Below are 19,882 nucleotides of genomic sequence, written 5' to 3'. Positions count from 1 at the left end.
ACAACTGTACCTGAGTCAATGCCACGAACACTCCGTAAAGGCCATGCCCTCCTATACAATTTTTCCGGACATTAAACTTTATTATTTGACTTCAACCCAGGCATCCCAGCCCTTCCACTCATATTCATCCATATCAAAAACCACGATCGATTTTTCTGGGGTTTGATTAGAATGACGGTTAAAAAAGTGTGCATTTACTAGTTTTCTAATTAAACGAGCCATCACAATTTTCCTTGCTGCTATAATGAATTAAGAGATTTCATGCTAGCACTGAAAACCGCAAGGATATGTCAGCCAAAGCTAAAGAAAGTCTCTTTCCCCATTAGCCATAAGATAGTCTGAGATCTTGACGAGTTATCTTCATAGCAAGAGAAAAAGCCAAGACAGATGCAACTATCAACTAAATATGCATCGCTCGCACTAAAACTGCGACTTATCTTGACAGTAATGCGCCTGACCATAACGCGCTAAACGATAACAAAGTAATGCCCAAAATAACCCAACCGCCATTCCAGCCAACACATCGGTTGGCCAATGAACACCAAGATAGACGCGACTGAACGACACCATAAGAGTCGTCAACAAAGCCACTCCGACTAGAAACCGCTTAGCCTTAACGTTATCTGTATGCCAAGTCGCCACCAGTGCCAAGGTTAACCAGACAAAGGACGACGACATACCATGACCAGAAGGAAAACTGCTGGTATAAACCCGAACCCCATGGGGGATGATAGAAGGACGAGGACGATCAAACCCTAATTTCAACAATAAACTTACGAGCATCCCCACAATCACAGTCAGCAACAAATATTTTGCTAAATATGGCCTTTGAATCAAGCATAAAAAGACGGCATAAACAAAGCAGAAAAACAGCAAAATCCAATTACTCCCTAGGGCAGTAATATCCCTCATCAATTCGGCTAACCAAGTCGGCCCCCATTCTTTTGTACTGTCCATTGGGTCACGAAGCGCTAAAAATATGCGCCGATCAAACTCCGGAATGTGAGCTGTATTGGCGATGACAGCCAAGGCAATAAAACACAAAAGCAATCCGGCTAATAGCACCCATTGGTAACGAGGAATTTGTGTATCGGCCATAGTATAAACGCCTCTAAAATAATCAGTTAATACAATAAGTTAACCCTAGCATAGATGATTTTTAACCCTGAGACCCACTTTTTACAAACAAATATGCAAAATCCTTACATTCAGTGAATAAAAAGGGAAACTTATCCATAAAGTAGACATAACCGTAAGAGTTGGGTGCAATCTTATTATTTTATTATAGAATGAGGAGTAATTTTGCCCTGCCCGATGCCAAACAACTCACCCTTGGAGCGTTAATGAGAGTTGACTTAAAAACAGATGACGAAGAATTAGCCGCTATCCCTCGCTTCCAGCTCGCCACTAACCATGCCCGTCAACTCTTTAGTACTTGTATAGCCTTTGCAGGTTTGGCTTTCGCCATTTTGTTGATGTGGCTTATCGTCGATATGTTTGCCCCAACCTCTATCTGGATACCGATACAACTCAACGCCGCCGCAACCTTACTGATACTACTTGCCTCCTTTCAGTCAGCATGGCGCATTGCGGTTTGGCGCGCCCGTATTATTGCTCCAGAGGAACTTACACCAGAAGAACTTTCAACAGAAAAAGAAGCAACTCACCCTCAGCCCGATACCGAGCAAACGGGAAAAACTGTTTTAAAAACAATCAACCCCATCAAACAGCTATCAGACAGAATCAAAGAAAGTCGAATTAAGCCGATATTATCCGCTATTGGTATCGACGTGACCTGGGTCGTCTTGCTGATACTTTTTGCCTTTCTTTTAATTGACAGTGGTTGGAACCTATCCGCCACACCAAAAGCACTGGGAGCCAATGCCTACCTATTTGGCGGTTTAGCGTTATTAGTAGCCTTTGCGTTACTGGTCGTTGAACGCTACCTTGCTGCACACAAACAAGAATGGCCTGAAGCATTGCCCTTGGCTGTACAACTTCGAGTGGCCATTGTTGTGTTTGTGCTATCCGCGATCTGCCTTTTCTATGCTAACGCGGAGCGTATTTGGCCACTTCGCTTGGCCGTATTGGTTGGCTTATTACCTTGCCTTCTTGGGTTGGAATTGATTATTCGAGCTATTCTGGTCATTTTTACACCACGCCGAGACTCGTTGGAACCCGCACTTTTTACCACCAGCTTTTTTGCGGAAATGATGCGTTGGCCCCCTAAGCCAATGCAACTTTTTCAAGCAAGCCTTCATCAACGCTTTGGCATTGATTTACGCCAAGTTTGGGCCTTTGGATTTATACGTCGCGCTTTTCTACCGATCCTTCTGTTCATTCTATTGGCGGGTTGGCTCTTGTCTGGATTACATGAAATCCCTATGAATGGTCGAGGCATTTATGAGCGTTTTGGTAAGCCTGTTGCCGTACTCAAGCCAGGTCTCCACGTTAGCTTGCCATGGCCTTTTGGGCGCATTATTAATGTCGAATATGGTGTCGTACACGAATTAGCGGCCAGCACCGATGACAACTCCACGGCCCCAGCCATACCCAACCAAGCGGATCCAACGGAAGGGCCAGCACCATACACGGCGAACCGCCTGTGGGATGTGACGCATCGCAGTGAAAAGTCTCAGATCATCGCCAGCAGTAGCGATGGCAAGCAAAGTTTTCAGATTGTCGACATGGATGTGCGCTTTATCTACCGCATCGGCCTAACTGACGAAGACGCACTCAAAGCCACCTACAATACAGACAATCTGCCTATGTTGATTCGTCGCACAGCAAGCCGCGTATTAGTTCATGATTTTGCTGGACGCACCTTAGATGACCTTCTTAGCGAACAGCGCAATCAACTTGCGGCTGACGTAGACAAAGCCGTACAAAGTGAATTAAATCGCCTGAATTCAGGCGTCACCTTGCTTGCAACGGCAATTGAAGCCATTCATCCACCAGCGAAAGCTGCCAACGCCTATCACAAAGTACAATCCGCACAAATCGAAGTTCAAGCTTTAATAGCCAGAGAAAAAGGCAAAGCGGCGGTGGATCTAAACCAAGCCGAGCAAAAAGCAAGCCTACTCGAAGACGATGCCAGTGCGAAGGCCCATCAAAATATTAGCCAAGCAAACATCGCTAAAACACTATTTACCGCTGACAAGCATGCTTATGACTCCGCTGGTAAAACCTTTATTCGAGAACAATATTACCAACAACTCGCCAAGAGCATGAAAAATGCCAATAGTCTTATTATAGACAGCCGCATTCAAGGAACAGGCGCACCAACGATTGACTTTAGAAGTTTCGTTCCCCCTGTTGACCCTAAGACCAACACTAGTACTCAATCAGGAGAGACACATTGAGCCAGCCACATCACCACCATCATGACCATGAGCATGACCAACTGGACAATGAAACTCATCATGAAAAAAAGAGCGCCACTTGGCGACGCATGACCTTTGCTCTTTTGCTGGTTTTGTTCGCGCTTGCAGCGGCCTGCTTAGTACAAGTGCGATCTGGGGAAGCAGAGGTGATTACCCGCTTTGGTGATCCAGTTCGAGTGATATTAACTCCTGGCTTGGCCTGGCATTTACCCACTCCTATTGAACTCTCCACTCCCGTTGATTTACGACTTCGTACCACATCAAGTGGCTTACAAGATGTGGGCACCAAAGACGGCTTACGTATTATCGTGCAAGCCTATGTGGTTTGGCAGGTGAAATCCGATAAAGAAGACGTCAAACGCTTTATGCGCGCCGTACAAAACAAGCCCTCTGAAGCAGCCCGTCAACTGCGCACTTTTGTTGGTTCAGCTCTCGAAGCTACCGCCAGTAGTTATAACTTATCCAGCTTGGTTAATACGGATGGCAGCAAAGTGCAAATTAACGATTTTGAAAACAAACTCCGCGCTCAAATAGAAGGTTCCTTACTCAACACCTACGGCGTACGGGTTGTGCAAGTCGGTATAGAGCGCCTAACACTTCCAGTTGTCACCCTCACCGCCACAGTAGATCGTATGCGTGCAGAACGAGAAACCATCGCCACACAACGCACGGCAGAAGGCAAACGACAAGCGGCACAAATCGTCTCCACAGCACAAAAAGAGGCCCGCATCATTACCGCAAATGCGAAAGTAAAAGCAGCGGATATTGAAGCGAAGTTGATCGTACAGGCCGCGGATATTTACGGACAAGCCCATAAAGAAGCACCTCAACTGTATGATTTGCTCCGTTCTTTGGATACATTAAGTAGCATTATCAACGGCAATACTCATTTGGTTCTTCGTACTGACGCCGCGCCCTTTAAAGCCCTCATCGACGGTCCTGCTAATATCAAAGACGGTCCTGTTATGTTACAGAACCGCTCTATTAAGAAACAAGGAACAGTCCAGCCATGAGCCTCTTGTCCGCCAGTAAAAGAAATGGGCAACCTGGCACCTCACCAGGTAAGTCTCAAGGACATTGGTTTCAAGCTGGGCGTTTAGCCTTTATTGCTCTGTACATATTAACCAGTGTCACCGCCATCAGTTGGTTAGTCAGCAATATTCGGGAAATTGGTCCAGAAAGCCGTGCAGTTGTCTTACGCTTTGGAGCCATTGATCGTGAACAGAACTCTGGATTACTGCTCGCTTGGCCTCAACCTTTTGAAAAAGTGGTTATTATTCCCTCGGCCGATCGCGTCGTGGATCGCACAGTAAAAGCGCTTATTCGACCAAAATCCATAGATTATAGTGGCTTGGATTCCGGCATACTTACCGATGCAACCGCTGGCGAGGGTTACTTACTAACAGGCGACTCTGGCATCGTGCAACTCGGTGTCCACCTTTATTATAAAGTGACCGACCCATATGCCTATGTGCTGCAAGGCAAACATGTGAATTTCGCGTTAGATCGGTTGGTCGAACGCAGTGCTGTAGTGATTTCAGCATCACGGGATTTAGACACTATATTGGTAGCACGTCCTGAACTGGTGGGTTCCAGCACCAAAGCCGCAGAAGAAAGGGAAAAACTGCGCGAAGACTTGGTGAAACAAATCAATCTTCGCCTTGCTCAACTGACACAAGAACATGCCAGTCTGGGTATAAAAGTGGCTCGTGTAGACATTCAACCCAAGCTTCCTGTAGAAACGGTTGATGCCTTCAATGCGGTATTAACCGCCAGTCAGCTTGCCAAACAAGCCATTGCAAAAGCGAATAATAAAGCGGCATCCACCTTACAAGCAGCAAACCAAGAAGCCGATCGTATTTTACAAGAAGCCAATGCGAACGCCAGTGAACGTATCGCTAATGCACAAGCCAATACAGCAAGCATACTCAAACTTGCCAAAGTGCAGCAGGTTAACGCAGACCCCGGCTTATTGTGGCGCCTTTATCGCCAGCGCATTACCACTTTATTGTCCCAAGCCGGCTCCGTTTCGACAGTCGATCCTAAAGACGATGCCAAATTGATTTTACAAGGCAAGCAACCATGACACAGCCTTCCCATTCTCACACCAGCCATCACAATGGACACAACCACCATGGACACAACCACCATGGACACGACCACCATGGACATGATCACGGCCATATTCATTTTAGTTCAGGCTCACTAAGCAGGAGCGAGCAAAAAGCCGCCGCGAAGCAACTGACATTAGCCATGGTGTCATTAGGCTTATTAGCCCTTGGGTTAGCTTGGCATTGGCTTTTTCCCTTACAACAAAGTGTGAGTCAAATGTTGCTAGGAATCGCTTCGATCCTAGTCGCCTTTCCTGTTATCAAATCCTCTTGGCATAGCTTAAAACACCCCAGTTTGCATGGCATCACCGATCAGCTTATCGCATTAGCGATGCTGGGCGCTTGGGCCACAGGCGACTTAATGACCGCTGCGTTGCTCCCTATTATTATGATTTTTGGTCATATTCTAGAAGAACGAAGCATGATTGGCTCACAAGAGGCCATCGAAGCCTTAAGTCACCTCACTCAAAGCAAAGCCAGAAAAATCGATCATGATGGCAACATCAGCGAGATAGATAATCAACAACTGATCAAAGACGATCAGGTTGAGGTACGCGCTGGCGATAGAATCCCTGCTGATGGCATTGTTATCAGTGGTATGGCAAGCCTTGATACAGCGCCTATTACCGGGGAGTCCGTTCCACAAGATGCCAAAATAGGCGATGAGGTATTTGGCGGCGCTATTAACCTCGATGGTCTCTTACGCATTCAAGTGACTCGCACCGGTGATGATTCCACATTAGGCAAAGTGATTGCCCTAATGCAGCAAGCAGAACAAGCTAAGCCACCCATTACTCGTTTATTAGAGCGCTATGCAGGACAGTACATGCTATTAGTGCTCATGGTGGCCGCCATCACTTGGTTCGTCACCTATGATGCTCAAGCAATGCTTGCAGTATTGGTGGCCGCTTGTCCATGTGCTTTGGTTCTGTCAGCCCCCGCTGCCGCCATTGCAGGTATTGCCGTGGCCGCACGGCATGGCATACTGATCCGCAGCTCGGCGTTTTTAGAAGAATTCACGGAACTCAGCTCTTTAGTGGTCGATAAAACAGGCACACTAACCTTTGGCTCATTAAGTCTGCAAAAGCTGAAAGCAGCTGAAGGCACCAACATAAGCGAGCAAGCGATACGTATTTTAGCGGCCAGTTTGGGAGCCTCTAGCAGCCACCCGGTCAGTCGTGCCATGTCTAGCCTCGCTTCTAGCGATGTTTACCTGCCTCTACAAGATATTCGCGAACGACAAGGATTAGGTGTCGTAGCACAAACCGAACAAGGAGAAGCGGCGCTGGGCAGACCTGAGCTGTTCACTCAATTAGGCATCAAGCTTCCAGATATACCACAGCACGACGGCCCTATTGCGGGACTATCACTCAATGGTCAATTCTTAAGTTGGATGTTATTAGCCGATCAAGTTCGCCCTGAAGCCGCCCAAGCGTTGGCTGATTTACGAGAACTGGGTCTCGGTCGCCAAGTGTTACTCACCGGCGACCGTCAATCCGTGGCGGACAAACTCGCCAAAGAAGTCGGTATTCATGATGTCGTTGCTCAAGCCTTACCTGAAGACAAACTGCATCGCGTCAGCCATGAGATTCAAACGGGCTTTAAACCCCTTGTAGTGGGTGATGGCATCAACGACTCACTGGCTCTGAAAGCAGGTGTGGTGGGCGTCGCCATGGGTGCGGGGGGCGCGGACATCGCCCTAGCCTCCGCGGATATTGTCTTAATTGGCAGCGACCTGCGCCGTCTAGCCACATGCGTACGCTTGAGTCGACGCTGCCGCCGCACTTTACATATGAACGTCATTATCGGATTAAGCTGGACCATTGCCATCATGGCTGCGGCAGCATTTGGCATGCTGGGTGTGGCTGGCGCCCTTATTGCCGCCGTTCTCCATAATTTAAGCACCTTGTTAGTATTGGTGAATACTGGTCGCTTACTGCGCTTTGAAGACATCCTACGCAAACCTGAAAAACGCGGGTAAAAGCTCCCTTGGGCTTTTACCCATTGATATTTACAAGGAGCTCAATGTCTGCCATTCAATAGGCTTTGAGCCTAATCGTAGAAAGTTTCCTTATCAATCCGCCCAGCTTTCATGGTAACGGCATGATCACACATGTAATCCACCACTTCAGGATCATGACTGACCATTATCATCGTCAAATCACGCTTGGCTTTTAACTCGTTTAACAGGTTGAGTATTTCCGCCTGAACCGACATATCCAGTGCAGATGTGGGTTCGTCCAGTAGAAGAAGCTTAGGTTCCAGCAGCAAGGCTCGGATAATAGCGACACGTTGACGTTGCCCTCCTGACAGCTGATGGGGATAGCGGTCAATCATATTCTCTGACAGCCCCACAAGTTTGAAACCTTCGCTGAGTCGATCATCGATGTCTTGATAGCCAAGCAACTTTAGTGGTTCAGACAAGGCTCGGCGCAAACGATGTTTTGGATGCAACGAGGCATACGGGTCTTGAAACACCATTTGTACACGACGGCGTAATTCACCGCTAAAGACTTTGCCTGGCGTTAATGGCTGATCAAGTAACCGTATACCGCCACTCCAATGTGGGTTCAACCCCGCCAATACCCAAAGCAAGGTGGATTTGCCACAACCCGAAGGACCCACCAAACCAAAACATTCACCCGCTTTTATCGATACATTCACATCATGAACGACCGTGTTTTTTTCCAAGCCTTGTACATGACTGATGCTCACGTCTTTTAATTCAAGCACACTCATTTGGCTGCTCCTTCGGTTAAGGTCGCTAATGCTCCACGATCCAGCACCGGAAGCGTTTGCCCTCGCTTATCAATATTGGGTCGACAAGACCACAAGGTTTGCGTATAGGGATGTGTCGCATTAGACAGCTGGGAAGCAGGTAACTGATCGATCAGTTGACCTTGATACATCACCAATACACGTTCGCAATAATCGGCTACCTGCTGTAAATCGTGACTGATCAGCAGCAGCCCCATATTCCGTTCCTCAACTAAAGACGCAATCAGCTCTAGCACTTGGTCGCGTACAGCATGATCCAGGGCGGAAGTGGGTTCATCAGCAATCAAAAATTGCGGATCATTAATCAACGCGATGGCAAGCATGACACGCTGTCCCATACCGCCAGATAGTTGGTGAGGATAAAGCTTGCGAAGTTTAGCAGGGTTAGGCAAGCCGACCGCATCCAACATATGTTCGACTTTTTCAACTCGTGTTTTTTTGGCCAGAGATTGATGAAGCACCAAAGGTTCTTCTACTTGTCTGCCAATGTTTTGCGATGGGTTCAAAGCGTATTTTGGGTCTTGTAATACCATAGACACCTGTTTACCACGCAATTGAAGCCACTGACGCTGGCTGTATGCCAACACCGCTTCACCAAGCAACTCAAAACGGTTAGCCTGAACATGCAGTGATGCTGGCAACAAGCCCATTAAAGAGCGCGCAGTCAGTGACTTACCGGAGCCGGACTCCCCCACCAAAGCAACACGCTCACGCCCCATGGCAAAATCGATACCTTTAACCAATTCGGTGCTGTCTTCTAGACTAATATGTAGGTTCTCGACCTGTATCAAACTGCTATTATTTGTCATGACGAGGGTCCATTTTATCTCTTAATCCATCACCAAGCAGATTAAATGCAAGGCTAGCAAACAAAATAGCAAAGCCAGGTACAGCGGCCACCCACCATTGATCAAAGATCACCCGGCTACCACTAGACACCATCGACCCCCACTCTGCCGTTGGTGGCTGAATTCCCATACCTAAGAAGCCCAAACCTGCTGCCGCAAGAATAATCCCTCCTAGGTTTAAAGCGGCCCGAACAATCGCGCTAGGCAACACCAAAGGCAAAATATGACCAACAATCAAACGCCAGCCAGTTACGCCCTGCATTTTTGCCGCAGACAGATAATCACTACGACGAATGGATAAGGTTTCCGTGCGCGCTTGGCGAGCAAAAGACGGCCAACTGGTAAAGGCGAGCGCCAAAGCGCCATTCATCAAACCCGGCCCTAAAATCGACACCAACGCCAGCGCAATGACCAAGCTTGGCAACGACATAACAATGTCCGTCATACGCATTAATACACGCTCAGTCCAGCCACCAAAATAGCCAGCGCAAATCCCCACGATTAAACCAATAGGCACGGTGAGAATAACCACTAAACTTACCAGAATGAGTGTTGGACGTGCTCCGTACAATACGCGTGAGAATAAATCTCGACCAAAACGGTCTGTACCAAACCAATGCTGTGCATCAGGCGCTAACAATCGATCTTGAATGTTCTGAAGATTTGGGTCAAAGGGGGAAAGAAGCGGCGCCAATAACGCCAGTCCAAGCAGAACCACCACCATCACCAAACCCACATTAAAGGTATTTAGCCAATGTGGTAAATGAAGTCCGCTGGCGATTCTCTTCGTACTCTTTTCTAAAGGGTCTTTTTGAAGCCTAGAATTTATCATCGTGTTCTCGGGTCCACCCATTTTGTCAGTGCGTCTGCAAACGCGTTCAGCAGAATAAAACAGGTACCTATTAACAAGGTTGCCCCTAATACAGCAGAAATATCCGATGCAAACAGCGCACTGGTCAAATACCGCCCCAGTCCTGGCCAAGCAAATACCGTTTCGGTCAACACAGCCCCTTCCAGTAAGCTGGCGTAGGAAAGCGCGAGGATGGTAATTAGAGTACCTAATACATTCGGAAATATATGCACAAGGATAATACGCAGCCGACTCGCTCCTTTGGCTTGCGCCAAGATCACATATTCTTTATTACTTTCTTCCAGCATCACGGCGCGTAATAAGCGAGTGATCGACGCCATAGAAAGTAATGCCAGAACGGCAACAGGCAACCATAAATGGGCAATGGCATTTTTCAATATTGCTGGATCACCGCTGCGAAGGGCATCTAACAAGACAAAACCACTATGTTGCGTCATGGTATAGGTATAAATGTCGTCTAATCGCCCTGGCCCTGCAGACCAATGCAATGTGGCATAAAACAATAAGAGACCTAACAAACCTAACCAAAACACAGGTACCGAATAGCCTAATAAGGAGATAAAACGCGCGAGGTGATCCATCCAGCTGCCTGGCTTAAATACCGCCATGGCCGCGAGTAAGATGCCGAACAAGGCTCCAAAGATCATTGCGCAAGTTGCCAGCTCAATGGTTGCAGGAAAAGTACGCATCAAGTCATTAATAACTGGCTGCTGCGTCAGTTGAGAGACGCCTAAATCCCCATGGCTCAAACGCCCCAGATAATGCAAAAACTGCATCGGCAAGGGTTGGTCTAGACCTAGTTCGTGACGCGCTTGATCGTATGTCGCTTGGCTGGCATGATCCCCCACTAGCTGTAACACAGGGTCAACCGGTGCCGCTCGTGACAAAATAAAAGTAAATATCAGCAAACCAAACAAGGTCAGCGCCAATGAAATAAGGCCGCTCACCAACTGTCGGCTGCGGCCTATCCAAAGTCGGCGCTTAGCGCCGACTGAGTAGGTTGAAGTGCTCATTATTTAGAAACGTTCTTGTAATAAACCATATCAGGCATGATGCCTTGCACATAACCTTTTAGATCGCTACGAATGGCAACCAGTTTTTTGTTTTGCAAGCCCACCACAATCGGTGAGTTTTCTCGTACTTTACGCTGTAGCGTTTCATACATTTGAGTCCGTTTCGCTTCATTCGTCTCAGCACGAGCCGCAAGCGTCATTTTACTCAATTCAGGTATCTGCCAGTTTGCACGCCATGCAAGGGTTTTTGAGCCATTTTCTGGGTTATAAGCAAACGCTGACGCGTTGGTATTTGGATCAAAATAATCTGGCCCCCAAGCTGATACGGTAGCCTCGAAATGGTGAGTATTGACTTCGCTTGATACTTGGCTGCTCACACCTGGGATGAGCTCGACTTTAATCCCTGCACGGGCAAAACTGGCTTGCAGCGCCTGTGCGACATCCAAGTATGGAGGCTGATTACTCACGATCAACTTAAAGTGTGGATTCTTAATGCCCGCCTTTTTCAAGATGGCTTTGGCTTTCTCTGGATCATAATGGTACGGCTGATCCTTTAAAGCACCTTTAAAACCTTGCGGTAAAAAAGACTGTTGAACTTGGAATTGACCACGCATCAAGTCCACAGCAATGCCTTTATAGTCAAATGCCCAATGTGCCGCTTTCCAGAACGCAGGGTTTGCTAAATCGGGATTGTTTTTCGCTTTGGTATTAAACAAAATGTAGTACAAAGACGCATAAGGCAACGCCAGTGTTTTCACACCGGGCTTATCTTTTAAAGATTGGAACTGATCTGCCCCTAAGTTACGCGCAATATCCGCATCGCCTTGTTCGATCAATAACTGACGGGTTGCCGCATCTGGCACGTTTTTCATCAAAATCATGCCCAATTTTGGCGCGCCACCAGGAGAGGTTTTATTCGCCGTTAACACCAAGGCTTCATGGGGTGTGTATTGTCTGATTTGGAATGGCCCACTGCCTGCCGAATGATCATTCAACCAAGCATGGCCAAAGTCACCATTTTTCGCATGAGCCATCACAGTTTTTTCATCAACAATCGAAGACACTGGTGCAGATAAAAGACTCAAAACGAACGATGGACCGACATTAACATCCCAAGTAATTTTTACTTTGTTATCTGCCACTTTTTGAATGTGACTGTCCACATTATCTTTATTCCACCCCAATTGCGTCAAAATAAAAGACGGCGCCAAGTTCAACTTCACCACACGGGCAAGGGAAAAAGCCACATCTTCAGGGCGCACTGGGTTACCACTGGCAAACTCAGCTCCTTTACGTAAGGTAATGGTCAAACTCTTTGGTGTAGACACCCAACTTACCGCCAAGGTTGGCTCTAACTCAGTTGGTTTCTTTGGATTTGACTGAACCAAACGTTGATACACATTGGTAAAGGTTTGCACTGAGGTTAATTCAAAACCTTGAGCAGGATCCAAACTGGTCACATCATCTAAGGACTGAGCAACCACTAGCGCATTAGGTGGGGTGGCTGCCAACACAGAGAAACTACTCAGACATAGCAACAGACTGGTTGCTAATAATTTTTTCATGATTTCATATTCCTAGAGAATTAATTACGCTTATTTTAAGCGAGAGTGAAAATAAGGAAAAGTAAACAGGTTTGATTGGCACAATAGTTACACAGTTATAGTTTAATTTTTTTGAGAAAAAGCCTTTAATAGCTTTTTAGTATTTCATTATAACATAATAGTCAAAAAAGACTCACATTGTCGCCTTTAGGGTTTTACTCGTGTTACAAGAAGTTGCTCAACACGCACCCCATCTAAATCTAACACTTCAAATTTATAGCCCTGATGGATAAAAAAATCTGTTTTTTTAGGTACGCGCTTTAAGGTGTAGATCATAAACCCCGCAATGGTTTCATACTGACTTCGATCGGGGAAATCCTCGATACCTAAGCTGCGCATCACATCAATAATGGGGGTTAACCCCTCAATTAACCAAGAATCCGCATCACGCTGCACAATCTGTTCTTCATCCTGAGGGGTAATCAATTCCCCCATAAAGCTACTCAACAAATCCTTCATGGTTACAATACCAACAATTGTGCCATATTCATTCACCACCACCGCAAAAGGCTGAGGCGCTACTTTGAAGGCATTTAACGATTCAGACAGAGTCAGTGTTTCCGGCAAGTAGAAAATATCTTTATCAATACGCTCCGGATAAATCTTAGCTGGCTCTCCCTTTAGCACCATTCGCAGAATTTCTTTTGACTCAATAATACCAATGAGTTTATCCAAACTACCATCACATACCAAAAAATCGTTGTGCGGATGATCGATAATTTTATTACTAATATCTTCACTGCTTTCTTGAATATCGAAATAAATAATTTGATCTCGTGTCGTCATGGCGCTGCCAATTGTTAACGAATCCAACTCGAATACGTTACCAATTAATTGATATTCCTGTTTTTGCAAACTCCCCGATTCCGCTCCCGCTTCCATCATGGCAACAATGTCTTCTGTGGTAACCATATCTTCACGTTGGGTCGGAATGTTAAAAAGTCTCAAAACGATGTTCGTCAGTCCATTAAATAAAAACACGGCGGGCATTAATAAAAACGTAATCCAGCGCATCGGTGTAACCATGCGTATTGCAATGGCTTCCGGCATAATAATCGCTAAGCGCTTAGGTAAAAGGTCAGCAAATAAAATAAACAAAGAGGTGACACATAAAAAAGAGAGCATAAAACTGATGTGATCGAGCAACGCCCCCTCATACACTAATCCAACTGCCTCCTTGATATACGGCGTTAAGGCCTGCTCACCAATAATCCCTCCTAGTATAGAAATCGCATTGAGAGCAATCTGTATCATAGCAAAAAAGGCACCGGGGTTTGCTTGTAATGCGATCACCGCATCTGCTTTGCTGTTACCTTCTTCCGACATGACTCGCAATTTTATTTTTCGCGCGGCCGCCAGACCAATTTCAGACATAGCAAAAAATGCACTGGCCATGATTAATATACCAATACCAACCAGATCACTCATAACTTTTCCTCACTTCACTAAAGAAGCTCTAACAGCTAAAACTGTTTTATAAATATGCCGACAAAAAACTACCACTTAACCCATAAATGATAGCGACAAATAAAAAATAAATTGTAGAGCCCATTATATCGAGAGCAATGATCACTTTATTAAAACAAAAGGCCTATTAGTAAGAATGTCCACAAGAAATTATTCTATTATCAAAATCTTATAAAAAAGAAACATTGACTAAAATGCTATACTATATTTTGGCTAAATATTTGACTATGCTAATCGTTCATAGGTAATAACAAAAAGCCTTTCAATTCCTGGGTAGATATTTTGAATAACACTTTTTAACTCTGGTAGTGTCATATTTTCTTGTTTTGCATGGTCCTCATCAAGCGACGAGAAAGCTATAGGTTCTACCGATAAAATACGTAACTGACAAAAATAACGACCCGTTTCAAAAGTCGACACATCCACCACCGAGCCAACTTGATAATGGCTTTCGGATTCATCGCGAATCGTAATGACTTTTTTGCCACATAGAATATCGGCCTCAAAGCGCTCAAAGAAAGTCATGTCTTTTAATGTTTTCATGATAATTTTCTTAATAAAAATTTGACACTCTATTGATAGGCAACACATGGCCCTGCTCAATATTAAGGCGCTAGTGTAAATCATGGAAAAATAAAATACGATTGATTTAGCCTATCAGCACAGATACTAGGGAAGGAATCGACATTCCACCAGCGTTCCCCCTTTATTAAGGGGCCCCCTGAAAAGCAGAGAATTAGACGGTTTATTCCTACCTTACTTGGCTAGAAATGGTCATTATTAGGCAAGTCCAAATTATTGACCTTTGTTTTCCTCAGTATTTTTAACAATAGGTTGCGGCAAGAGCGCAGCACAGGGTAAAGCACTGAAGCAAGCTTTTTCGAGCGAAATAACCAAAAGTTAAAACGGTTAAACACTCCTGATCGACTGCTAAGCAAGGACAAAGCATGAATAGCATCTGCACCATAATAAAACTGATCGTGCATTTTCAGCACCATGCCTTGATCAATATCCAAACCGAGATCCGTAACCTCTTTCATTACGGCATTGTTTTCGCGAGCATCGATAAGGACTAAGGTTCCCACACTGTCACGAATACGGACAATTTGGCAATAATAATGGCAAGCAGGACAGTCCCTATCATAAATCAACAAAATCTCTTTTGAACTCATTATTGCTCACTCTATTGCATGTCATGGATATGAAGAACGCTCAAAAAAGCCTTGGCAGGTGCACCCTGCCAAGGCTCCTTTATACCACATCTGAAAATAGAAGGTTAAAGCACTTGACCAAGAAAGCGCTGTAAGCGCTGGTTATCGGATTCAAAGAATCGATCTGGCGTTTCTTCAAACACCAATTCACCATCCTCCATGAACACCACTCGATCCGCCACTTCTCTAGCAAAGCCCATTTCATGTGTGACAACCACCATGGTCATACCACCACCAGCAAGACTCTTCATGACATCCAATACTTCCCCTACCATTTCTGGGTCAAGCGCACTGGTTGGCTCATCAAATAGCATAATTTTGGGGCTCATTGCTAAAGCTCTAGCAATGGCGACACGCTGTTGTTGTCCTCCAGAAAGGTGTGACGGGTAGTTATTCATCCGATCCGCCAACCCCACTTTAGCCATTAAGTCTTTTGCTTCTGCTTCTGCCTCTTTGGCGGACTTTTTAAGCACCTTCATGGGGGACAACATCACATTACCCAATGCGGTTTTGTGTGGAAACAGATTAAAGGACTGAAAAACCATCCCCACTTCTTCTCGCACTTTGTTGATATTGGTCTCTTTATGGGTCAAGTTGATATCATCAATATGAATCGTCCCATCCGATATAGTCTCTAGCTGATTCAAGGTCCGCAAAAATGTCGATTTACCCGAACCACTTGGCCCAATAATCACCACAACCTCGCCTTTTTTGATATTAAGCGATACTTTTTTAAGGGCGTGGCACCCATTTGGGTAAATTTTGTCCACGCTGTCAGCGACAATAATACTGTCTTTCAAAATGGGATTAGTCACTGGCTGATAACCTCTTCTCTAACTTTTGAATGACCCAAGATAGGCTTCCAGTAAGTACCAAATACAAGATCGCCACTGTAAACCATACCTCAAATGGAGCAAACGTTGAGCTCACGACCTCACGACCTGCTTTTGTTAAATCCGTAATCGAAATGACCGACACCAAGGAAGAGTCTTTAATCAAGTTAATAAACTGCCCGGCTAAAGGAGGCAAAGTACGTTTAAAAGCTTGTGGCAAAATAACATAGACCATTGCCTTAATATAATTCATTCCTAGACTGCGGGCCGCTTCCATTTGACCTGGATGAATAGACTGAATCCCCGCTCGAATAATTTCAGCAATGTAGGCACCTGTAAAAACAGAAAGCGCGGCCACACCTGCCGTAAATCTATCCAAATTCAGCACGGTGCCAATAAAGAAATAGAAGATAAAGATCTGCACCAATAGCGGCGTCCCACGAATCACCTCAATGTAAGTCACCGACAGATAACGCAACACGGGATTATGAGAAATACGTGCAAGCCCAGTAAATAATCCTATGATCATTGCAAAAACCAATGCCACCGCAGAAATTTTCAGCGTCATGACTAGGCCCCAAGAAATAGAGCCCAAATGCCAGCCTTTTATCGTCGCGACCGTATCACCTTCAAAAACCAGATCCCCCGTATGAGCGATGGCTTTATCGTATTTTGTGACCACAAAGGTTTGACCAGAGTCAGATTGCACCACAATTTTATGTTCTTTCGGATCTACTGATTCGATAGACCCATCAAAAGGTGCTTTAATATCAGTAGGTTGGAAGCTAATAAGGTACTGGGGAATACGCTCCCAACGCCAGTTATAACTAAGGCTTTTACTCGATGCATATACCCCATATCCAATTCCAATCATGATAAGGACATATAACATTTTCCATAAAAGCAGATTTTGTTGCTTTTTCATCGGTGAAGCATTCCCCGTATGTTGCATTTTACTTTGTCGTAGCGGCGATAGAGTGTGAATAACAATGATCGAATACCAACAAAGTAAAGAATAGAAGGCGCTATCTTGCGAATAAGAGGCGAGGCAACCTTGCCTCGCCTATAAGGCGTGATTGAAATTATTGAACGGTGCTTAACCACTCTTTGGTTTTGAACCACTTATGATAAATTTTATCGTAAGTACCATCACCTTTTACTTGAGCTAAGTAATTATTAAGAAAATTCAGGAAATCAGGGTCACCTTTGCGGATCGCCCATGCCAATGGTTCATAGGTAAATGGCTTATCAAGAAGGTCCACCTTCCCTTCGTTTTGAGCCGCATAAATCGCATTGTATGGCAAATCGTAAACAAACGCATCGGCTTTACCATTGACAACTTGTAGCGCCGCTTCAGATTCTGTTTCAAACAATTGCAGCTTAGCTTTGCTCATCAGTTTCTTGGTCGCAATTTCACCCGTTACGCCTAATTTTGTCGCGATGGTGTATTTAGGGTTGTTCAAATCCTTATAGCTTTTAACGATGCCTTTTAACTTAGGGTTAATTAGGATCGTTTGACCAATCACAATGTAGGGGTTAGCAAAATTCACTTTCAGGTTACGCTGAGCCGTAATGGTCATACCAGACATGATGATGTCACATTTAGATGTTAGCAACGCCGGGATGATACCGTCCCAAGCAGTGTTACGAAGAGACAATTTAACGCCCATGGCATGCGCCATTGTTTTCGCCATATCAACATCAAAGCCGACTATACGACCGCCCTTATCGCGCATTTCGAACGGCATATAGCCTGCTTCCAAACACACTTCCAGTGAACCACGCTTAACGATTTGATTAAGAGTGGACTTTTCCCATAGAGCGTTATCAGATGCGGATGCAACACCCACATAAAATAACATTACAACCGCTGCAACTAGTTTCTTCATACCTGTCTCTCTCTTGCTTGAGTACTATTATTGCCAACTTACAGTAAACACAAAGTGGCTTATAAAAAGAAAATTCGACTTAATCACCCTGTATTGCTAAAAAGACAAAAAAACGCACCAAAAAGAAACATTCTCACTCATTGACAAAGCACCTTTTTGGAGCACAATTCAAGTCAAACAACAATTTCATTCCGATAGGATAATCATTTTGTAAACAAATTCGCAACAACTTGTGAATTTGTCAAAAAATAGGCAATCTTGATGCCAATACCTTCTTATAATGTAAAATCAAGCAGATAACCATTAGCTACGGACATTTTTTTACCAAAAACTGACGAAAACGACCTATTCAGGACTACATCCTCTTCAATAGCGACCTGACGATAAACACATCCGCTACCATCTTGGTTACAAAATAACCCAGCCATATCACAGACAAGCGCTTCAATTTGCATTACACTGTATTTGATTTAGCATTAAACTAGATTTATGAAATCAAGGTCAGCAGCATGAATATACAAGGTTCTTCATTCTTATACGGTCAAAATGGTCTGCAAGGTAGTCAAAATAGACTGGACCAAGCGAGCCAAAAAGTCGCTCAAGCATCGACTCAAACCGTCAATCAGAGAAATGTGAATCAAAACGAAGCAACCACTAACAATGCTCGATACGGCTCACCGATTCAGGATGGATTAATTGAAGCCAAACAAAGCGAGCTAGAATCTAAAGCCAATGCTAAAGTCATCGATGCGTCGAACAAGACCATTGGTTCATTGATCGATATTAAAGTATAGCTCCCGCTTTTATCTCACCTATTTTAGTACCCAGCGTATTTGTTTGACTGGTTGAATTACTTGGCTAGAATTGTCGTCATAATACAGATTCCCTGCTGACTTTCTCGTTAACCTAGCTGACACTAGCGATTAAACTCACTCTCAAAGCCTTACACAGTAAACGCTTCACTAAACAAATACCTTAATCATTTCCTTGTTATACAGACACCCAATGAAAAGAGATAATATAGCGTAATAACTTGTGCCTTTAGTATAAAAAAGCCCTAGCACGAACATGCTAGGGCTTTAGAATCGACGAAAAAAGAGGTCTGGGCGCTAAGCGCCATACCACATAATAGCAAAAAAGTGGCTTACCGTTCCGGATAGAACAAACAAATGCCAGATCAAATGGCTGTATTTAATTCGTGAGTCAAATACAAAAAACAGTACACCAATGGTGTAAAGTACGCCACCTAGCACCAATAAATACAAGCCTTCGGTTTGCATACGTTCAATCAATGGATTGATAGCGACCAAAATCAGCCAACCTAATAGAACGTACAAACCCGTTGAAATAGCTGGGTGAGACACTCGACCAAAAGCCTTTAAGGCCACTCCAGTCAGCGCCAACCCCCAAACAGCGCCGAGTAAAGACCACCCCCACGCCCCTTTTAATACACCCAGCATAAAGGGAGTATAGGTTCCTGCGATCAATAAATAGACCGCCGCATGGTCAATGACCCGAAAAATCTCTTTGACTCGTTGCCAGCCAGCTGGCATAGCATGATATAAGGTAGATGCTAAATACAAGATTATCATGGTGGCAGAGAAAATACTCACGCCAACCACAAAGCTCACATCAGCGTATTTTACTGCGCTAATAATTAAAAACGGCGTACCGACAATCGCTGCAACCAGCCCTAGCCCATGGCTGATGCTGTTGGCAATCTCTTCGCCTAAAGATTGCCCTCGATTAGAATTAGAAACTGCTGTCGACATAACTTGCTTTCTCCATAATTTTTTTCTCATTGCGTAAGTGCACTCACTTACCTGAGCAACGGATCACATGGCTACTCTCATATAAGCTCCCTTTCTTAATGC

The 19,882-nt window shown here is 44.9% G+C and carries 19 protein-coding genes; 5 read left to right on the top strand and 14 right to left on the bottom strand.

Going from position 1 to position 19,882, the window contains the following annotated elements:
- Positions 1-81: 81 nt before the first annotated feature.
- The gene (locus tag MSP8886_RS22380) at positions 82-222 is read right to left on the bottom strand and encodes a hypothetical protein (protein WP_175365331.1); all 141 of its coding nucleotides are present in this window, start codon (positions 220-222) and stop codon (positions 82-84) included.
- Between the two features lie 198 nt (positions 223-420).
- Entirely contained in the window at positions 421-1,098 is a 678-nt protein-coding gene (locus MSP8886_RS20695; RefSeq protein ID WP_067020612.1) for a phosphatase PAP2 family protein, read from the bottom strand.
- Between the two features lie 245 nt (positions 1,099-1,343).
- Here MSP8886_RS20695 and hflK (MSP8886_RS20690) point away from each other — a divergent pair, with 245 nt between their 5' ends.
- The 4 genes from hflK (MSP8886_RS20690) to MSP8886_RS20675 are packed head-to-tail and all read left to right on the top strand — an operon-like array spanning position 1,344 to position 7,475.
- The gene (gene hflK, locus MSP8886_RS20690) at positions 1,344-3,362 is read left to right on the top strand and encodes a protease modulator HflK (protein ID WP_067020609.1); all 2,019 of its coding nucleotides are present in this window, start codon (positions 1,344-1,346) and stop codon (positions 3,360-3,362) included.
- On the top strand, positions 3,359-4,396 hold the full coding sequence (hflC, locus tag MSP8886_RS20685; protein ID WP_217491377.1) for a protease modulator HflC: 1,038 nt from the start codon (positions 3,359-3,361) through the stop codon (positions 4,394-4,396). Before hflK (MSP8886_RS20690) ends, hflC begins: the two co-directional genes overlap by 4 nt.
- Positions 4,393-5,469, top strand: a complete 1,077-nt coding sequence (hflK, locus tag MSP8886_RS20680; protein ID WP_083201073.1) for a protease modulator HflK — start codon at positions 4,393-4,395, stop codon at positions 5,467-5,469. Before hflC ends, hflK (MSP8886_RS20680) begins: the two co-directional genes overlap by 4 nt.
- Entirely contained in the window at positions 5,466-7,475 is a 2,010-nt protein-coding gene (locus MSP8886_RS20675; RefSeq protein ID WP_083201072.1) for a heavy metal translocating P-type ATPase, read from the top strand. Before hflK (MSP8886_RS20680) ends, MSP8886_RS20675 begins: the two co-directional genes overlap by 4 nt.
- A 71-nt stretch (positions 7,476-7,546) precedes the next feature.
- Here the strand turns inward: MSP8886_RS20675 and MSP8886_RS20670 are convergent, their stop codons facing one another.
- The 11 genes from MSP8886_RS20670 to MSP8886_RS20620 all read right to left on the bottom strand — a co-directional run bounded on the left by MSP8886_RS20670 (position 7,547) and on the right by MSP8886_RS20620 (position 18,008).
- Positions 7,547-8,233 carry an ABC transporter ATP-binding protein gene (locus MSP8886_RS20670; RefSeq protein WP_067020606.1) on the bottom strand — a complete coding sequence of 229 codons (687 nt, stop codon included), beginning with the start codon at positions 8,231-8,233 and terminating at the stop codon, positions 7,547-7,549.
- Positions 8,230-9,081, bottom strand: a complete 852-nt coding sequence (locus tag MSP8886_RS20665; protein WP_067020603.1) for an ABC transporter ATP-binding protein — start codon at positions 9,079-9,081, stop codon at positions 8,230-8,232. Before MSP8886_RS20665 ends, MSP8886_RS20670 begins: the two co-directional genes overlap by 4 nt.
- Entirely contained in the window at positions 9,071-9,952 is an 882-nt protein-coding gene (locus MSP8886_RS20660) for an ABC transporter permease (protein ID WP_083201071.1), read from the bottom strand. The genes MSP8886_RS20665 and MSP8886_RS20660 overlap by 11 nt, the downstream gene beginning before the upstream one ends.
- Positions 9,949-11,004 carry an ABC transporter permease gene (locus MSP8886_RS20655; protein WP_067020600.1) on the bottom strand — a complete coding sequence of 352 codons (1,056 nt, stop codon included), beginning with the start codon at positions 11,002-11,004 and terminating at the stop codon, positions 9,949-9,951. Before MSP8886_RS20655 ends, MSP8886_RS20660 begins: the two co-directional genes overlap by 4 nt.
- Positions 11,004-12,569 (bottom strand): ABC transporter substrate-binding protein, encoded by a 1,566-nt coding sequence (locus tag MSP8886_RS20650; RefSeq protein ID WP_067020598.1) that lies wholly within the window; start codon positions 12,567-12,569, stop codon positions 11,004-11,006. The genes MSP8886_RS20655 and MSP8886_RS20650 overlap by 1 nt, the downstream gene beginning before the upstream one ends.
- 186 nt (positions 12,570-12,755) lie before the next feature.
- A complete protein-coding gene (paeA, locus tag MSP8886_RS20645) occupies positions 12,756-14,036 on the bottom strand; it encodes a polyamine export protein PaeA (RefSeq protein WP_067020596.1) in 1,281 nt (426 codons plus the stop codon).
- A 264-nt stretch (positions 14,037-14,300) separates the two neighbouring features.
- The gene (gene yqfB, locus MSP8886_RS20640) at positions 14,301-14,618 is read right to left on the bottom strand and encodes a N(4)-acetylcytidine aminohydrolase (RefSeq protein WP_067020594.1); all 318 of its coding nucleotides are present in this window, start codon (positions 14,616-14,618) and stop codon (positions 14,301-14,303) included.
- Between the two features lie 221 nt (positions 14,619-14,839).
- A complete protein-coding gene (locus MSP8886_RS20635; RefSeq protein ID WP_067020592.1) occupies positions 14,840-15,247 on the bottom strand; it encodes a DCC1-like thiol-disulfide oxidoreductase family protein in 408 nt (135 codons plus the stop codon).
- A 104-nt stretch (positions 15,248-15,351) separates the two neighbouring features.
- A complete protein-coding gene (locus MSP8886_RS20630; RefSeq protein ID WP_067020588.1) occupies positions 15,352-16,101 on the bottom strand; it encodes an amino acid ABC transporter ATP-binding protein in 750 nt (249 codons plus the stop codon).
- Positions 16,094-17,044 (bottom strand): amino acid ABC transporter permease, encoded by a 951-nt coding sequence (locus MSP8886_RS20625; RefSeq protein WP_067020584.1) that lies wholly within the window; start codon positions 17,042-17,044, stop codon positions 16,094-16,096. Before MSP8886_RS20625 ends, MSP8886_RS20630 begins: the two co-directional genes overlap by 8 nt.
- A gap of 157 nt (positions 17,045-17,201) precedes the next feature.
- Positions 17,202-18,008 (bottom strand): transporter substrate-binding domain-containing protein, encoded by an 807-nt coding sequence (locus MSP8886_RS20620; protein WP_067020581.1) that lies wholly within the window; start codon positions 18,006-18,008, stop codon positions 17,202-17,204.
- A gap of 509 nt (positions 18,009-18,517) precedes the next feature.
- On the opposite strand from MSP8886_RS20620, the gene MSP8886_RS20615 reads away from it, so the two are divergent.
- Positions 18,518-18,802: a hypothetical protein gene (locus MSP8886_RS20615; protein ID WP_067020577.1), complete on the top strand. Its 285-nt coding sequence runs from the start codon at positions 18,518-18,520 to the stop codon at positions 18,800-18,802.
- Between the two features lie 315 nt (positions 18,803-19,117).
- Here the strand turns inward: MSP8886_RS20615 and trhA are convergent, their stop codons facing one another.
- On the bottom strand, positions 19,118-19,780 hold the full coding sequence (trhA, locus tag MSP8886_RS20610) for a PAQR family membrane homeostasis protein TrhA (RefSeq protein WP_067020573.1): 663 nt from the start codon (positions 19,778-19,780) through the stop codon (positions 19,118-19,120).
- Positions 19,781-19,882: the final 102 nt, after the last annotated feature.

Origin of the sequence: Marinomonas spartinae (assembly GCF_900089775.1) — a bacterium.
GTDB lineage: Bacteria > Pseudomonadota > Gammaproteobacteria > Pseudomonadales > Marinomonadaceae > Marinomonas > Marinomonas spartinae.
Note: the sequence above shows the minus strand (reverse complement) of the source record. Positions and strands in the feature narration are given on the sequence as shown.

What these genes read in the sequence shown, in the direction of transcription:
- MSP8886_RS22380 (WP_175365331.1), bottom strand. Translation starts at nt 222, where the DNA reads ATGGCTCGTTTAATTAGAAAACTAGTAAATGCACACTTTTTTAACCGT.
- MSP8886_RS20695 (WP_067020612.1), bottom strand. Translation starts at nt 1,098, where the DNA reads ATGGCCGATACACAAATTCCTCGTTACCAATGGGTGCTATTAGCCGGA.
- hflK (WP_067020609.1), top strand. Translation starts at nt 1,344, where the DNA reads ATGAGAGTTGACTTAAAAACAGATGACGAAGAATTAGCCGCTATCCCT.
- hflK (WP_083201073.1), top strand. Translation starts at nt 4,393, where the DNA reads ATGAGCCTCTTGTCCGCCAGTAAAAGAAATGGGCAACCTGGCACCTCA.
- MSP8886_RS20675 (WP_083201072.1), top strand. Translation starts at nt 5,466, where the DNA reads ATGACACAGCCTTCCCATTCTCACACCAGCCATCACAATGGACACAAC.
- MSP8886_RS20670 (WP_067020606.1), bottom strand. Translation starts at nt 8,233, where the DNA reads ATGAGTGTGCTTGAATTAAAAGACGTGAGCATCAGTCATGTACAAGGC.
- MSP8886_RS20665 (WP_067020603.1), bottom strand. Translation starts at nt 9,081, where the DNA reads ATGACAAATAATAGCAGTTTGATACAGGTCGAGAACCTACATATTAGT.
- MSP8886_RS20660 (WP_083201071.1), bottom strand. Translation starts at nt 9,952, where the DNA reads ATGATAAATTCTAGGCTTCAAAAAGACCCTTTAGAAAAGAGTACGAAG.
- MSP8886_RS20655 (WP_067020600.1), bottom strand. Translation starts at nt 11,004, where the DNA reads ATGAGCACTTCAACCTACTCAGTCGGCGCTAAGCGCCGACTTTGGATA.
- MSP8886_RS20650 (WP_067020598.1), bottom strand. Translation starts at nt 12,569, where the DNA reads ATGAAAAAATTATTAGCAACCAGTCTGTTGCTATGTCTGAGTAGTTTC.
- paeA (WP_067020596.1), bottom strand. Translation starts at nt 14,036, where the DNA reads ATGAGTGATCTGGTTGGTATTGGTATATTAATCATGGCCAGTGCATTT.
- yqfB (WP_067020594.1), bottom strand. Translation starts at nt 14,618, where the DNA reads ATGAAAACATTAAAAGACATGACTTTCTTTGAGCGCTTTGAGGCCGAT.
- MSP8886_RS20635 (WP_067020592.1), bottom strand. Translation starts at nt 15,247, where the DNA reads ATGAGTTCAAAAGAGATTTTGTTGATTTATGATAGGGACTGTCCTGCT.
- MSP8886_RS20625 (WP_067020584.1), bottom strand. Translation starts at nt 17,044, where the DNA reads ATGAAAAAGCAACAAAATCTGCTTTTATGGAAAATGTTATATGTCCTT.
- MSP8886_RS20620 (WP_067020581.1), bottom strand. Translation starts at nt 18,008, where the DNA reads ATGAAGAAACTAGTTGCAGCGGTTGTAATGTTATTTTATGTGGGTGTT.
- MSP8886_RS20615 (WP_067020577.1), top strand. Translation starts at nt 18,518, where the DNA reads ATGAATATACAAGGTTCTTCATTCTTATACGGTCAAAATGGTCTGCAA.
- trhA (WP_067020573.1), bottom strand. Translation starts at nt 19,780, where the DNA reads ATGTCGACAGCAGTTTCTAATTCTAATCGAGGGCAATCTTTAGGCGAA.